Source organism: Rhodococcus sp. IEGM1339 (genome assembly GCF_050321925.1).
Taxonomy (GTDB): domain Bacteria; phylum Actinomycetota; class Actinomycetes; order Mycobacteriales; family Mycobacteriaceae; genus Rhodococcus; species Rhodococcus pyridinivorans.
In genome coordinates, this window is the sequence record NZ_JBNQFT010000003.1 from 389,536 (window position 1) to 404,470 (window position 14,935).

At 69.4% G+C, this 14,935-nt stretch carries 13 protein-coding genes; 9 read left to right on the forward strand and 4 right to left on the reverse strand.

From position 1 onward, the window contains the following. Positions 1-70 precede the first annotated feature (70 nt). Positions 71-4,042 (forward strand): DNA-directed RNA polymerase subunit beta', encoded by a 3,972-nt coding sequence (locus tag ACQR3U_RS06545; RefSeq protein WP_006552275.1) that lies wholly within the window; start codon positions 71-73, stop codon positions 4,040-4,042. A gap of 148 nt (positions 4,043-4,190) precedes the next feature. Here ACQR3U_RS06545 and ACQR3U_RS06550 read toward each other — a convergent pair whose 3' ends face one another. Together ACQR3U_RS06550 and ACQR3U_RS06555 are read right to left on the reverse strand one after the other, a co-directional pair. Beyond that, positions 4,191-4,682, reverse strand: coding sequence for a SixA phosphatase family protein (locus tag ACQR3U_RS06550; RefSeq protein ID WP_006552274.1), 492 nt, complete (start codon positions 4,680-4,682; stop codon positions 4,191-4,193). Beyond that, positions 4,679-5,491: an acyl-[acyl-carrier-protein] thioesterase gene (locus ACQR3U_RS06555; protein WP_024101674.1), complete on the reverse strand. Its 813-nt coding sequence runs from the start codon at positions 5,489-5,491 to the stop codon at positions 4,679-4,681. The genes ACQR3U_RS06550 and ACQR3U_RS06555 overlap by 4 nt, the downstream gene beginning before the upstream one ends. A gap of 166 nt (positions 5,492-5,657) precedes the next feature. Here ACQR3U_RS06555 and ACQR3U_RS06560 point away from each other — a divergent pair, with 166 nt between their 5' ends. From ACQR3U_RS06560 to ACQR3U_RS06575, 4 genes are all read left to right on the forward strand, one after another. Beyond that, entirely contained in the window at positions 5,658-7,334 is a 1,677-nt protein-coding gene (locus ACQR3U_RS06560; RefSeq protein WP_230809997.1) for an FAD-dependent oxidoreductase, read from the forward strand. An 89-nt stretch (positions 7,335-7,423) separates the two neighbouring features. Continuing rightward, positions 7,424-7,879, forward strand: a complete 456-nt coding sequence (locus ACQR3U_RS06565; RefSeq protein ID WP_006552271.1) for a Rieske (2Fe-2S) protein — start codon at positions 7,424-7,426, stop codon at positions 7,877-7,879. Positions 7,880-7,904: 25 nt separating this feature from the next. Continuing rightward, entirely contained in the window at positions 7,905-8,294 is a 390-nt protein-coding gene (locus ACQR3U_RS06570; protein WP_230809998.1) for a YidH family protein, read from the forward strand. 13 nt (positions 8,295-8,307) lie between these two features. Further along, positions 8,308-8,640 carry a DUF202 domain-containing protein gene (locus ACQR3U_RS06575; protein WP_230809999.1) on the forward strand — a complete coding sequence of 111 codons (333 nt, stop codon included), beginning with the start codon at positions 8,308-8,310 and terminating at the stop codon, positions 8,638-8,640. On the opposite strand, the gene ACQR3U_RS06580 is transcribed toward ACQR3U_RS06575, so the two are convergent. Then, the gene (locus ACQR3U_RS06580) at positions 8,627-9,652 is read right to left on the reverse strand and encodes a YeiH family protein (protein ID WP_006552268.1); all 1,026 of its coding nucleotides are present in this window, start codon (positions 9,650-9,652) and stop codon (positions 8,627-8,629) included. The genes ACQR3U_RS06575 and ACQR3U_RS06580 overlap by 14 nt on opposite strands. Positions 9,653-9,753: 101 nt before the next feature. On the opposite strand from ACQR3U_RS06580, the gene ACQR3U_RS06585 reads away from it, so the two are divergent. Then, a complete protein-coding gene (locus ACQR3U_RS06585) occupies positions 9,754-10,647 on the forward strand; it encodes a LysR family transcriptional regulator (RefSeq protein ID WP_230810000.1) in 894 nt (297 codons plus the stop codon). Between the two features lie 9 nt (positions 10,648-10,656). Here ACQR3U_RS06585 and ACQR3U_RS06590 read toward each other — a convergent pair whose 3' ends face one another. Then, entirely contained in the window at positions 10,657-11,520 is an 864-nt protein-coding gene (locus ACQR3U_RS06590; RefSeq protein ID WP_230810001.1) for an EamA family transporter, read from the reverse strand. Between the two features lie 94 nt (positions 11,521-11,614). On the opposite strand from ACQR3U_RS06590, the gene ACQR3U_RS06595 reads away from it, so the two are divergent. From ACQR3U_RS06595 to ACQR3U_RS06605, 3 genes are all read left to right on the forward strand, one after another. Beyond that, entirely contained in the window at positions 11,615-12,409 is a 795-nt protein-coding gene (locus ACQR3U_RS06595) for a TIGR03084 family metal-binding protein (RefSeq protein ID WP_230810002.1), read from the forward strand. A gap of 54 nt (positions 12,410-12,463) precedes the next feature. Further along, positions 12,464-13,612: an acyl-CoA dehydrogenase family protein gene (locus tag ACQR3U_RS06600; protein WP_230810003.1), complete on the forward strand. Its 1,149-nt coding sequence runs from the start codon at positions 12,464-12,466 to the stop codon at positions 13,610-13,612. A gap of 67 nt (positions 13,613-13,679) precedes the next feature. Beyond that, complete coding sequence (locus ACQR3U_RS06605) at positions 13,680-14,840, forward strand: acyl-CoA dehydrogenase family protein (protein WP_230810004.1); 1,161 nt, start codon at positions 13,680-13,682, stop codon at positions 14,838-14,840. The last annotated feature ends 95 nt before the right edge of the window (positions 14,841-14,935 follow it).

Below are 14,935 nucleotides of genomic sequence, written 5' to 3' on the forward strand. Positions count from 1 at the left end.
CCGCGTCGGGCCCCGGCAGCGATAGCGACAACTAGCAGCAATACAACCCGCACAGGGGAAAGGAAGTTACGTGCTCGACGTCAACTTCTTCGATGAACTCCGGATCGGCCTGGCCACCGCCGAGGACATCCGTAACTGGTCGTACGGCGAGGTCAAGAAGCCCGAGACCATCAACTACCGCACGCTCAAGCCCGAGAAGGACGGCTTGTTCTGCGAGAAGATCTTCGGTCCCACCCGGGACTGGGAGTGCTACTGCGGCAAGTACAAGCGTGTCCGCTTCAAGGGCATCATCTGCGAGCGCTGCGGCGTCGAGGTGACCCGCGCCAAGGTCCGCCGTGAGCGTATGGGCCACATCGAGCTCGCCGCTCCGGTGACGCACATCTGGTACTTCAAGGGTGTGCCGAGCCGCCTCGGCTACCTGCTCGACCTCGCGCCGAAGGATCTCGAGAAGATCATCTACTTCGCCGCGTACGTCATCACGTCGGTCGACGACGAGCTGCGCCACAACGAGCTCTCCACTCTCGAAGCCGAGATGGAGGTCGAGAAGAAGTCGGTCGCCGACCAGCGCGACGCCGACCTCGAGGCCCGTGCACAGAAGCTCGAAGCCGACCTCGCCGAACTCGAGGCCGAGGGCGCCAAGTCCGACGTCCGCCGCAAGGTCAAGGACGGCGGCGAGCGCGAGATGCGTCAGCTCCGCGACCGTGCGCAGCGCGAGCTCGACCGCCTCGACGAGATCTGGACGACCTTCACGAAGCTGAAGCCGAAGGACCTGATCGTCGACGAGATGATCTACCGCGAGCTCCAGGACCGCTACGGCGAGTACTTCACCGGTGCCATGGGTGCCGAGGCGATCCAGAAGCTCATCGAGAACTTCGACATCGATGCCGAGGCCGAGTCGCTGCGCGAGACCATCCGCAGCGGCAAGGGCCAGAAGAAGCTCCGTGCTCTCAAGCGCCTGAAGGTCGTGGCGGCGTTCCAGCAGTCCGGCAACTCGCCCATGGGCATGGTGCTCGACGCCGTGCCGGTGATCCCGCCGGAACTGCGTCCGATGGTGCAGCTCGACGGTGGCCGCTTCGCGACCTCCGACCTCAACGACCTGTACCGCCGCGTCATCAACCGCAACAACCGCCTCAAGCGACTGATCGACCTCGGTGCCCCCGAGATCATCGTCAACAACGAGAAGCGGATGCTGCAGGAGTCGGTCGACGCCCTGTTCGACAACGGCCGTCGTGGCCGGCCGGTCACCGGTCCCGGTAACCGGCCGCTCAAGTCGCTGTCCGATCTGCTCAAGGGCAAGCAGGGCCGCTTCCGTCAGAACCTGCTCGGTAAGCGCGTCGACTACTCGGGCCGTTCGGTCATCGTCGTCGGTCCGCAGCTCAAGCTGCACCAGTGCGGTCTGCCGAAGCTGATGGCGCTCGAGCTGTTCAAGCCGTTCGTGATGAAGCGTCTCGTCGACCTCAACCACGCGCAGAACATCAAGTCCGCCAAGCGCATGGTCGAGCGTCAGCGCCCGCAGGTGTGGGACGTCCTCGAAGAGGTCATCAACGAGCACCCGGTTCTGCTGAACCGTGCTCCCACGCTGCACCGCCTCGGTATCCAGGCGTTCGAGCCGCAGCTCGTCGAGGGCAAGGCCATTCAGCTGCACCCCCTCGTGTGTGAGGCCTTCAACGCCGACTTCGACGGCGACCAGATGGCCGTGCACCTCCCACTGTCCGCGGAGGCGCAGGCCGAGGCCCGCATCCTGATGCTGTCGTCGAACAACATCCTGTCGCCGGCATCGGGCCGCCCGCTCGCCATGCCGCGTCTGGACATGGTGACGGGTCTGTTCCACCTGACCCGTCTGGTCGAGGACGCCCCCGGCGCCTACACGGCCGCGACCGCCGACGAGCCCGAGCAGGGCGTCTACTCGTCGCCGGCCGAGGCCCAGATGGCCGTCGACCGTGGCGTGCTGTCGGTCCAGGCTCCGATCAAGGTGCGCCTGACCCAGCTGCGTCCTCCGCGCGACGTCGAGAACGAGCTGTTCCCGGAGGGTTGGAAGTTCGGTGAGCCGTGGACCACGCAGACCACCCTCGGTCGCGTGCTGTTCAACGAGCTGCTGCCGACGAACTACGCGTTCGTCAACGACATCATGCCGAAGAAGCGCCAGGCCGCGATCATCAACGACCTGGCCGAGCGGTACCCGATGATCGTTGTCGCGCAGACCGTCGACAAGCTCAAGGACGCCGGCTTCTACTGGGCCACGCGTTCGGGTGTCACCATCTCGATGGCGGACGTGCTCGTTCCGCCGGAGAAGAAGGACATCCTCGAGCGGTACGAGACCCAGGCCGACGCCATCCAGCGGCAGTACGACCGAGGCAAGCTCTCGGAGGACGAGCGTCGCGACTCGCTCGTCAAGCTGTGGCAGGAAGCGACCGAAGAGGTCGGTCAGGTCATGGAGGCGCACTACCCGGACGACAACCCGATCCCCACGATCGTCAAGTCCGGTGCTGCGGGCAACATGACCCAGATCCGTTCGCTGGCGGGCATGAAGGGTCTGGTGACGAACCCGAAGGGCGAGTTCATCCCGCGCCCGATCAAGTCCTCCTTCCGTGAGGGCCTGACCGTCGCCGAGTACTTCATCAACACGCACGGCGCGCGTAAGGGTCTGGCCGACACCGCTCTCCGTACCGCCGACTCGGGTTACCTGACCCGTCGTCTGGTCGACGTCTCGCAGGACGTCATCGTCCGCGAGGTCGACTGCGGCACGCCGCGCGGCATCGAGATGACCATCGCCGAGCTCGCACGCGACGCGACCGGTCAGCCGACCGGCGAGCTCGTGCGCGACGCTCACATCGAGACCAGCACCTACGCTCGCACGCTGGCGACGGACGCGGTCGACGCGAACGGCAACGTCGTCGTCGAGCGTGGTTCCGACCTCGGCGACCCGGCGATCGAGGCGCTGCTCGAGGCCGGTATCCAGAAGGTCAAGGTCCGCTCGGTCCTGACCTGCGACACCGGCACCGGCGTGTGCGCGACCTGCTACGGCCGTTCGATGGCGACGGGCAAGCTCGTCGACATCGGCGAGGCCGTCGGTATCGTCGCCGCCCAGTCGATCGGTGAGCCCGGTACGCAGCTGACGATGCGTACCTTCCACCAGGGTGGCGTCGGTGAGGACATCACCGGTGGTCTGCCCCGCGTCCAGGAGCTGTTCGAGGCTCGCGTCCCCAAGGGCAAGGCCCCGATCGCCGACGTCTCCGGTCGCATCCGTCTCGAGGACGACGATCGTTTCTACAAGATCACGATCATCCCCGACGACGGTGGCGAGGAGGTCGTGTACGACAAGCTGTCCAAGCGTCAGCGTCTGCACGTCATCCGCAAGGCCGACGGCACCGAGGGCGTGCTCGCGGACGGCGATCACGTGGAGGTCGGTCAGCAGCTCCTCGAGGGCTCTGCCGATCCGCACGAGGTGCTGCGCGTGATGGGCCCGCGTCAGGTTCAGGTCCACCTGGTCCACGAGGTCCAGGAGGTCTACCGGAGCCAGGGCGTGTCGATCCACGACAAGCACATCGAGGTCATCGTGCGCCAGATGCTGCGTCGCGTGACGATCATCGACTCGGGCTCGACGGAGTTCCTGCCCGGTTCGCTCGTCGAGCGCAGCGAGTTCGAGGCTGCGAACCGTCGTGTGGTTCAGGAGGGTGGCGAGCCGGCTGCCGGCCGTCCGGTCCTCATGGGCATCACGAAGGCGTCGCTGGCCACCGACTCGTGGCTGTCGGCGGCGTCCTTCCAGGAGACCACTCGCGTGCTCACCGACGCGGCGATCAACTGCCGCTCGGACAAGCTGATCGGTCTCAAGGAGAACGTGATCATCGGTAAGCTGATCCCCGCCGGTACCGGTATCAACAAGTACCGGAACATCGAGGTCCAGCCGACCGAGGAGGCCCGTGCGGCCGCGTACGCCATCCCGGCGTACGACGACCAGTACTACTCGCCGGACGGCTTCGGCCAGAACACCGGCGCTGCAGTGCCGCTGGATGACTACGGTTACTCCAACGACTACCGGTAGTTCGCTGCCGTAGTAGACGACGAAGGTCCCGCCCTCTTCTCTTCGGGGGCGGGACCTTCGTCATTTGTTCTCGACGGTGATGCCGTCACGGCGTGCGTGCGAGCGTCCCGTGGCAGTTCCGCTCGGGGTGGGTCGCTCGGGACGCGGGTCAGCGCGGGATGTGGAAGTCCACGAGTTCGGCGGTGCCTCGCGACAGTTCGGACCAGGATCCGCTCACCGTGAGGACCGCGATCGCGGAGGTGGGGAACTTCTCGGCCACCTGATGGGCAGCGTCGGTGCTGTGATCCGTGATGAGCCCGAGGACGGTCGCGGAGAGGGTCGGCTCGTGCCCGATGACGAGCAGGGTGTGCACGTCGTCGGCCGTTCTCCGGATCTCGGCGACCAGGGATTCCGGATCGGCGTGGTACAGGCTGTCGCGGTACTCGACGGGAGCCTCCACGGCTGCTTCGGCGAGTGTCTTGCGCGTCCGGGTCGCGGTGGAGCACAGAACGGCGTCCACTTCGGGCAGGTTCGCCCGGATCCAGCGACCGGCGAGTCCGGCCTCGCGGCGTCCGCGGGGGGAGAGGGGACGCTCGTGATCGTCCACGTCGTCCGGGTACGCGGACTTGCCGTGGCGCAGCAAGATCAGGGTACGGGTCATGGGGTCCACCGTAGAGCGTCCGGTTTCCGGCCGATCCACGCGACCGCGCGAGTGTGATCCTCGACCGTGAACCAGACCGTCAGTCCGTCCTCTCGCAGGGTCGTCCGCAGTGTGAGGGTCTCGCCGGCGGCGACGGGGCGCAGGTGTTCGATCACCGCCCGGTACGGCGCGTCCGGGATGTCCGGCCGGAGGGGCAGGAGCTCCTCGAGGCCGTGCCAGTAGACGGCGTTGTTGACGTGCCCGAACGGGTCGAGGTCGGTGGCGCGTAGGGGGAAGACGCGTTCGTCGTCGACCTCGTCGGGTGCGCGAGCGGGCAGCCACGCCGTCCACTTCAGGCGTGTGTCGTGCGCGTAGCGGGCCATGTGCTCGAACAGGCCGTCGCTGATCCGGGTGGGGGCGCCGGTGGTGGGACCGATGTCGATCCAGAACGCCGCGGTCTCGATCAGCGGGCCGTCCGGGGCGTCGCCGGGGTCGTCGAAGCGGACCCGCACGTTCGCCCACCGCGTCGACAGGGCGTCGCACCAACGTCGCAGCCGGAGCGTGCGGCCGTACTCGGCGGGGCGGTGCACGTCGACGATCGTGCGCCGGACGATCCAGAGCGGGTCGGTCTCGGACGCGCCGACGGCGGCGAGGTTGTCGGTGCCGATGTCCTGGAGATAGCGGGCGATGCCGTCGAGCCGCAGTCGCTTACCGGTGTCGACGTCGCCGGTGCGGACGGTGCGCTCGGTGGAGAAGGGGTTCGCCTGCTCGGGCAGTTCCGTGAGCGGTCGCGTCCGAGGCAGATCGGTGCTCGGCGTCGACGTGGCCATGTGTCCCCCCGGGTCGGATGTCCGATCGTGCGATTCTCGCAGTTTCGGTGGGCGGTCGCAGGTTCTCTTGCGAACCCACGGCGACAGCCGCTACAGTCGAATTAACTGTTACGGATCGTTACATGAAATTCGCGGACGCTCCGCCCGGCTGCCGAGGACCCTTCCCATGTCCTATGTGATCACCCAGACCTGCTGCAACGACGCGAGCTGCGTCGCAGTCTGCCCCGTGAACTGCATCCACCCCTCGCCGGACGAGCCCGAGTTCGCCACCGCCGAGATGCTGCACATCGATCCGAAGACCTGCATCGACTGCGGCGCCTGCGCCGACGCGTGCCCGGTCGAGGCGATCCTGCCCGACGACAAGCTCGATCCCTCCCAGATGCGGTTCGCCGAGATCAACGCGGCCTGGTACGAGGACCACCCGGCGCCGGAGGGGTGGAAGCCCCTCGTGCCCACCCCGGCGCCTCCGCGCGATCGTGGAACGCTGCGGGTCGCGATCGTCGGCGCCGGCCCCGCGGCCTGCTACGCCGCCCAGGAACTGCTCGAACGTTCCGAAGTCGAGGTCGAGATGTTCGACCGGCTCCCGACTCCCTTCGGCCTCGTGCGCGCCGGTGTCGCCCCCGATCATCCGGGGACCAAGGCGGTCACGGAATCGTTCGAATGGTCGTTCCGGCGCGAGGAGTTCGCCCTGCACCTTGCCACCGAGGTCGGTCGCGACATCACCCACGCCGAACTGCTCGAGCACCACCACGCCGTGATCTACGCGACCGGTGCGTCGTCCGACCGCCGCCTCGGGGTCGCCGGTGAGGACCTGCCCGGCAGCCACGCCGCCACCGAGTTCGTCGCCTGGTACAACGGCCACCCCGACTACGCCGACCGCACTTTCGATCTGTCCGGGGAACGCGCCGTCATCGTCGGCAACGGCAACGTCGCCCTCGACGTCGCGCGGATACTCACCATGGACGTCGACGAACTCGCGCGCACCGACATCGCCGACCACGCCCTGACGGCGTTGCGGAAGAGCAACATCCGCGAGGTCGTCCTGCTCGGCCGGCGCGGCCCGGCCCAGGCCGCGTACAGCAATCCGGAGTTCCTCGCCCTCGGCGACCTCACCGGAGTCGACGTCGTTGTCGACGACGCCGACCTCGAACTCGATCCGGTGAGCGCCCGGGCCGTGGAGGAGGACGCGGCGACCGCGCTGCGCGTCCGTCTCGCCAGCGAGTACGCCGGCCGGCCCGTCCGTCCCGGGCACCGCCGCATCGTCTTCCGGTACCTCGCCGCGCCGAGCGAACTGCTCGGCGACGACCACGTGACCGGCGTGCGGATCGAACGCACCGAACTCGTCGACGACAGTGGTCGTCTCTCCGCCCGACCCACCGGCCGTTTCGAGGACCTGCCCGCTACGCTCGTACTCCGGTCGATCGGCTATCGCGGCGTTCCGCTACCGGGTGTGCCCTTCGACGACGTCCGCGGGGTCGTTCCCAACACCGGCGGTCGTGTGGACGCCGGCGTCTACGTCACCGGGTGGGCCAAGCGCGGCCCGAGCGGCGTCATCGGCACCAACAAGGGATGCGCGAAGGAGACCGTCGCCGCGCTGCTGGCCGACTTCGACTCCGGTGCACTCGCCGCTCCCCGCGGCGACCGTCGTGCGCTGAACCGGTTGCTCGCACAGCGCAGGCCCGATCGGGTGGACCTGGACGGCTGGAAGACCATCGACGCCGCCGAGCGGCAGGCCGGACGAGCCCAGGGTCGGCCGCGCGTCAAGATCACCGATCGCGAGAGCCTCGTCGAACTCGGTCGTCGCCGACGCCGTCTTCCGCTGCTCGCCTCGCTGCGTCGTTGACACAGCCGCGGGTGACGCAGGTCGCGGCCCGCCCGGACGTTCGTCGATAGGCTCGGGAGAACCGAATCCCGACCCGAACGGACATCTGCATGAGCAGCGACAACCTCGACCGCACGGCGCTCACGCGCCGCACCCTCATCGGCGGCGCCGGTGTGGTGGCGGCCGGCGCGGCCCTTACAGCCTGCGGATCGTCCGGCGACACCGGCGAGGCGCGATCGGCGGTGCCCGCACCGACCACGACGGCGCCTCCCGGACCCGATGCGGAGGTCGTCGCCGCCGTCGCGGACGTGCCGGTCGGCGGGGGCGTCATGCTCGAATCGAAGAGGCTCGTCGTCACCCAGCCCGCAGAGGGCGACTTCCGCGCGTTCATCGCGATCTGCACCCATCAGGGCTGCAATCTCAGCGGTGTCGAGGACGATCGCATCATCTGCCCGTGCCACGGCAGCCGGTACGACCTCGACGGCGCGCCGGTCGAAGGACCGGCGAAGCGGCCGCTGAAGACCCGTCCCGTGGCGGCCCGCGGGTCCGATCTCGTCGTGGGCTGATCGGTCCGGGGATAGAGTCCGCTCCGTGGAGACCAGCGGAGGCCGGCGCCCGAAGGCGCTGCACGGTTGGCGCCCGAAGGCGCTGCGTGACGGTACGGACCCGGACCCTCGTTTCACGCTGGCCAACGAGCGCACCTTCCTCGCGTGGGTGCGGACCGCGCTCGGCGTCATCGCCGCGGCGGTCGCGCTGGAGACCTTCGCGGGCGGCATCGTGTCGGAGGGGCTCCGCACGGTGCTGGCGTGCGCGTTGCTCGGATTCGCCGCCGTGCTCATGGTGTTCGCGCTGATCCGCTGGCACCGCGTCGAGCACGCGATGCGCACCGGACGGGCACTCCCGGTGCCGTGGGTGGCCTATCTGCTCGCCGTGGCCCTCGGGGTCTCGGGGGTCGTGCTCGCCGTCGCGATCGCCCGGTGAGACGAGCCGCACCGTGAGCCGGGACGATCTGCGGCACGGCGACGTCGGTCTGCAGCCCGAACGGACGAGTCTGGCGTGGCTGCGCACCGCCTCGGTGCTCGGTGCGGTGGTGCTCGGATTCATGCGGTTCGTGCCGGGTCCGGGTGCCGTGGTCGCGTCGATCGGCCTGATCTGCCTCGTGCCCGTGCTGGCGGTGCTGCTCGCCTCCCGGATCGGTCACCGCGCGCGAGTGCGCGGTCTGGTCGCGGGTCGCGCGCCCTATTTCTGGTGGCGCAACATCGCGGTCTCCGCCACGGTCGTGGTGCTCGCGATCTCGTCGGCCGTCCTGATCGTCACCGCCCGCTGAGTGACAACACGCCGATCAGGGCTATCGCCGCGACCCAGACGGTCGCCGCTGCCGCGAGCGCGATCGGACGCCATCCGACGCCGCGGAGCACTTCCCGGCGCACCCCCGCGCCCAGGGCGAACATCGCGACGGTCAGCAGCGTGCGCTGCACCGTCCCCGCAGCCTCCACCACGATCGGATCGAGCAGTCCGGTCGAGCGCAGTGCGACGCACGCGAGGAAACCCAGCAGGAAGACCGGCACGATCGGGGGAGTGCGCTCGTCGCGGCGGTCCTCACCGCGCCGCCGAGCGACGACCCCGACGACCGCCACGACCGGGGCCAGCAGTGCCACCCGCGCGAGCTTGACCGTCACCGCCGCGGCGAGCACCCCACCGGCGGTGGCCTCGAGGGCGGTGCCGGTCGCGACCACCTGGGCGACCTCGTGGATCGCCGCACCCGCCCACAGACCGGCGGTCCCGGGAGTCAGCCCGAGCATCCCGGCGGCGAGCGGAACGAGCGGGATCATCGCGGTGCCGAAGACGACCACCAATGCGACGGTGGTGACGAGTTCGCGTTTGCGCGAATCGATCACACCGTCGACCGCCGCCGCGGCCGCGGCTCCGCAGATCGAGAAACCGCACGCGATGAGCAGGCGCTGGGTCCAGCCCACCCCGAGCCACCGGCCGAAGGCGAGCGACCCGCCGATACCCGCGACGACGACGGTCGCCGCGACGACCGCTGTGCCCCACCCGAGGTCGACGAGATCGGAGACCGCGAGCTGCACGCCGAGAAGAGCGACGCCCACTCGGAGGAGACGCTTCGACGCCGTACCCAGGCCCGGCTCCAGAAGGCCGACCACCGGTGCGGGCAGACCGATATTCGCCACGACCACACCCAGGACGATCGCGACGAGCAACGGGCTCGTCCCGGGGATCAGGTGCGCCGCTCCCAGTGCGACGACCGCGCCCGCCGCGGCTACGAGGAGACCCGGGACGACGGTGGGCCGGGACACGGGCGCGTGGACGGTGAGCATGCCTCGACTCTTCCGCCGCAGCGGTGTCCGCACCAGCCGTCGATCGGACATGAGCTCATATCGAATGGATATGAGTGGCGAGTGCGGCATATCGTTCGTGCATGACCAGCTGGCCGGATCTCGTCGCTCTGGAACTGCTCGTCGGGGTCGACGACCGGGGCGGGCTCGGCGCCGCGGCCCGCGCGGCCGGTCTCGCCCAACCCAACGCGACCCGCATGCTGCGCCGACTCGAACGGCAACTCGGCGCGGTCCTCGTGCGGCGGGGCCGCACGGGTTCGGTGCTCACCCCGGAGGGCACGGTGGTCGCGCACTGGGCGCGGGAGGTCCTGGCCGACGCGGAACGCCTCCTCGACGCCGCTGCAGCACTGCGCGTCGAACAGCAACCCGAACTGGTGGTCGCGGCGTCGATGACGGTCGCCGAACACCTCATCCCGCGGTGGCTCGGCGCCTTCCGCACGCTCCGCGACGACGTCCAGATCCAGTTGCAGGTCCACAACTCGATGCGGGTGTGTGACGTCGTCGCCGAGGGCGGATGCGACGTCGGGTTCGTCGAGGGGCCGACGGTTCCGGAGGGACTGCACAGTGTCGCGGTGGCACGCGACCGCCTGGTCGTGGTCGTCCCGCCGCAGCATCCGTGGGCACGGCGGCGGCGCCCGCTCACCGTGGCCGAATTCGCGGCGACACCACTGGTCGTCCGCGAGGAGGGGTCCGGTACCCGCCGCACCCTCGACCTCGCGTTGCAGGAGTACGACCGGGCCGCACCGCTGCTCGAACTCGGGAGCGGAGCCGCGGTCCGCACGAGTGTGCTCGGGGGCACGGGCCCGGCGGTGCTGAGCACCCTGGCGGTGGAGGAGTATCTGGACTCCGGCCGGCTCGTCGCGGTCGCGGTGGACGGACTCGACCTGCAACGTGTGCTCCGCGCGGTCTGGAGGCCGCCGCGCTCCCTACCTGGTCCGGCAGGGGAGCTGGTCCGCCTGATCACGCGCACCCGCTGACCGGTCGGGTCACGTGCGCGAGCGCTGCAACGCGCCGGCCCCGGCGACCACCACGAGTGCGATACCCGCGAGGGCGAGAGGTTCGACGACCTGCCCCAGCACCAGGGCGCCGGCGAGCGCTGCGGCGGCGGGCTCGAGCGCGATGAGGATCGCGAACACCTTCTTCGGCAGGTCGGGCAGGGCACGGATCTCGAGGGTGTACGGGATCGCCGACGACAGCAGCGCCACGGCGAGTCCTGCGAGCACGAGGCCGGGCCGGAGGAGCTCGGTGCCGGCCGTCGCCGCGCCGAACGGCAGGACGACGACGGCCGCGATCGTCGTCGCCCCGGCCAGCCCCGCCGATCCGGGCAGGGTCGTCGCCACACGTGAGCCCGCCACGATGTACCAGGCCCACCCCGATGCGGCGGCCAGCGCGAAGGCGACTCCGAGCGGATCGGGACCGGTGGACAGCCCGGCACCGTCGCCGACGCCGAGCAGGACCACCCCGCCCAGCGCGAGCACCACCCACAGGGCGTCGCGCATACGTCGGGACAGGATCGCGGCCAGCCCGAGAGGGCCGAGGAACTCGATGGTGACGGTCGCGGCGAGCGGCAGTCGCGTCAACGCTCCGTAGAACGCCGTGTTCATCAGCGCGAGACTCGCGCCCAGTGTCACCACCGCCCGCCACTGTTCCGGTGTCCACGTCCACGGCCGGGGCCGGGTGAACGCGCAGAGGATCACGGCGGCGAACAGCAGGCGCAGGGTCACCGTGCCGAGAGCACCAGCCCGGTCGAACAGGGTCGCGGCGAAGGCCGCCCCGAACTGCATCGACAGCACCGCGGTGAGGACCGCGACGACAGGGCCGACGATGTGCGTGCGGGAATCGTCGGCCATCTCGTCAGTCTGTCCGACGAGCACGAACGACGCCTGCCGCAAAAAACAATCACACGTGCTTGATTTTGGGGCTGTGGCGTGTGACGCTTGCCGCATGTCCGATCTGTACATCGTGCTCGACGATCTCCGCGCGGAGGGCGACGATCTCGACGCTCTCGTCGCGACCCTGCCCGACGAGAGTTGGGCACTGCCCACCCCGGCGGAGGGCTGGACCATCGCTCACCAGATCGGTCACCTGTTGTGGACCGACCGGGCGGCGCTCACCGCCGTGCGCGACCCGGACGCCTTCGTGAAGATGGTCGAAGCGGCATTCGGCGACCCGCTGGGATTCGTCGACGTCGGTGCCGAGGAACAGGCGGGGCGGCCGCCCGCGGAGTTGCTCGCCGACTGGCGCGACACCCGCCGCGAACTCGCCGACGCGCTCGCCGAACTCCCGCGGGGTACGAAGATCCTGTGGTTCGGACCGCCGATGTCGCCGGCGTCGATGGCGACCGCGCGGCTCATGGAGACCTGGGCGCACGGGGGTGACGTCGCCGACGCCCTCGGTGTCACCCGCACGCCCACCGCGCGCCTGAAGAACGTCGCGCACCTGGGGGTGCGGACGCGCGACTTCGCGTACGTCATCCGCGACCGGAAGCCCCCGGCCGAGCCGTTCCGCGTCGTGCTTACCGCCCCCGACGGGGACAGCTGGGAATGGGGTCCGGAGGACGCCGCGCAGTCGGTCACCGGCCCGGCCCTGGACTTCTGCCTGCTCGTCACCCAGCGCATCCACCGCGGCGACACCGCCCTCGTCACCGACGGCGCGGACGCGGAGGAATGGCTCGGTCTCGCGCAGGCCTTCGCCGGTGCCCCCGGCGCCGGGCGCGAGCCCGGCTCGCCCGCGACCTGAGACCACCCGCCCCACGGTCGAGAGACCTCCGGCCGAAACACCATCGGAGACATCGTGAGCATGTGGACCACCCCCGAGCATCACGCCCTCCGCGAGACCGTCACCGGTTTCGTGAAGCGTGAGATTCTGCCCCACCTCGACGACTGGGAGCGCGCCGGCGAACTGCCCCGCGAACTGCACGGCGAGGCCGCGAAGATCGGCCTGCTCGGCGCGGGATTCCCCGAGGAGGTCGGTGGTTCCGGCGGCGACGGCGCCGACACGCTCACCGTGTGCGAGGCGTTCCACGAGGCGGGGGCCTCGGGCGGCGCGTTCGCATCACTGTTCACGTGCGGCATCGCCCTGCCGCACCTCATCGCGGCCGGCGATCCCGATCAGATCGACAAGTGGGTACGGCCCACTCTCGCAGGCGAACTCGTCGGGTCCCTCGCGATCACCGAACCGGGCGGCGGATCGGACGTCGGTCATCTGACCACCACCGCGGTGCGCGACGGCGACCACTACGTCGTCAACGGCGCGAAGACCTACATCACCTCGGGATGCCGCGCCGACTTCGTGGTCACCGCCGTCCGCACCGGAGGTCCCGGCGCCGGGGGAGTCTCGTTGCTCGTGATCGAGAAGGGCACAACGGGTTTCACCGTCTCCCGCAAGCTCGACAAGATGGGATGGCGCGCGTCGGACACCGCCGAGTTGTCCTTCGCCGACGTCCGCGTACCGGTCACCAACCTCGTCGGCGCGGAGAACACCGGATTCTGGCAGATCGCACAGGGTTTCGTCTCCGAGCGGATCGCCCTCGCCGCCCAGGCCTATTCGGGTGCGCAGCGGTGCCTGGACCTGACCGTCGCGTGGTGCCGCGACCGCGAGACCTTCGGCCGGCCGCTGATCACCCGCCAGGCCGTGCAGCGCACCCTGTCCGAGATGGCGCGTCGCGTCGACGTCGCGCGCGTCTACACGCGGCACGTCACCGAGCGCGCCGTGGCGGGAGAGACCGACCTGATCGCCGAGGTGTGTTTCGCGAAGAACACCGCGGTCGAGGCCGGCGAATGGGTCGCCGACCAGGCGGTTCAGTTGTTCGGCGGCCTCGGGTACATGGCCGAATCGGAGGTCGAACGGCAGTACCGCGACATGCGCATCCTCGGCATCGGTGGTGGCACCACAGAGATCCTCACCGAACTCGCCGCCAAGCGGCTGGGTTACGGCGCCTGACCCACCTGTTCCCTCATGCGACCGTCCACGGCCGCGCGTCCTCTCACCCGACCCGGAAGGCATCCCCGTGAGCATCATCGAGACCGAAGAACAGAAGGAACTACGCGCTGCGGTGGCGGCTCTGGCCGAGCGCTACAACTACGTCGACTACGTACTTCCCAAGTCGCGCGCGCACGAGCCGCTCACCGAATTGTGGACGGAGGCGGCCAAGCTCGGCTTCCTCGGCGTGAACCTTCCGGAGCAGTACGGAGGCGGCGGCGCCGGCATCTACGAACTCGCGCTGGTGCAGGAGGAGCTCTCCGCGAAGGGCGCCGGGCTGCTGCTCGTCGTGGTTTCACCGGCGATCTGCGGCACCATCATCTCCAAGTACGGCACCGACGCTCAGAAGCAGGAATGGCTGCCCGGCCTCGCCGACGGCTCTTGCATCATGGCCTTCGGCATCACCGAGGCCGACGCCGGATCCAACTCGCACAACATCACCACGATCGCGCGCCGCGACGGTGACGACTGGATCCTCTCCGGCAGCAAGGTCTACATCTCCGGTGTCGACCAGGCCGACGCCGTGCTCGTCGTCTCCCGCACCGAGGACGCGAAGACCGGCAAGCTCCGTCCGGCCCTGTTCATCGTGCCGACCGATGCCCCGGGCTTCACGAAGACGCCCATGGAGATGGACATCCTCGAGCCGGACTACCAGTTCTCCCTGTTCTTCGACGACGTCCGACTTCCCGCCGACGCACTCGTCGGTGAGCCGGAGGCCGCGCTCATGCAGCTGTTCGCCGGACTGAACCCCGAACGGATCATGGGCGCGGCGATGGCAGTGGGTATGGGCCGGTACGCCCTCGACGCCGCGGTGCGCTACGCCAACGAGCGGACCGTCTGGAAGCAGCCCATCGGTGCGCACCAGGGCATCGCGCACCCGCTGGCGCAGCGCCGGATCGAGCTCGAACTCGCCAAGCTCATGATGCAGAAGGCCGCCGTCCTCTACGACAGCGGCGACGACTTCGGGGCCGCCGAGGCCGCGAACATGGCCAAGTACGCCGCGGGTGAGGCTGCGATCGCCTCGCTGGACCAGGCGATCCAGACCCACGGCGGTGCCGGCCTCACTCGGGAGTACGGCCTCGCGGCGATGCTCGGCGCCGCGCGCATCGCACGCGTGGCGCCGGTCAGCCGGGAGATGATCCTCAACTTCGTGGCCCAGCACTCGCTGGGCCTGCCGAAGTCGTACTAGTGGTCTGTCTGCGAAATAATACGGTAGATTGTAGTATGCCTGTCATGACTGCGGCGGCCATGCCTGCAACCGATACCCAGCGTGTGGAACTGGCG

Coding starts and splice junctions, on each gene's coding strand:
- ACQR3U_RS06550 (WP_006552274.1), bottom strand. CDS start 4,682: ATGACCCGTACCCTGATCTTGCTGCGCCACGGCAAGTCCGCGTACCCG.
- ACQR3U_RS06565 (WP_006552271.1), top strand. CDS start 7,424: ATGAGCAGCGACAACCTCGACCGCACGGCGCTCACGCGCCGCACCCTC.
- ACQR3U_RS06555 (WP_024101674.1), bottom strand. CDS start 5,491: ATGGCCACGTCGACGCCGAGCACCGATCTGCCTCGGACGCGACCGCTC.
- ACQR3U_RS06580 (WP_006552268.1), bottom strand. CDS start 9,652: ATGCTCACCGTCCACGCGCCCGTGTCCCGGCCCACCGTCGTCCCGGGT.
- ACQR3U_RS06560 (WP_230809997.1), top strand. CDS start 5,658: ATGTCCTATGTGATCACCCAGACCTGCTGCAACGACGCGAGCTGCGTC.
- ACQR3U_RS06585 (WP_230810000.1), top strand. CDS start 9,754: ATGACCAGCTGGCCGGATCTCGTCGCTCTGGAACTGCTCGTCGGGGTC.
- ACQR3U_RS06590 (WP_230810001.1), bottom strand. CDS start 11,520: ATGGCCGACGATTCCCGCACGCACATCGTCGGCCCTGTCGTCGCGGTC.
- ACQR3U_RS06595 (WP_230810002.1), top strand. CDS start 11,615: ATGTCCGATCTGTACATCGTGCTCGACGATCTCCGCGCGGAGGGCGAC.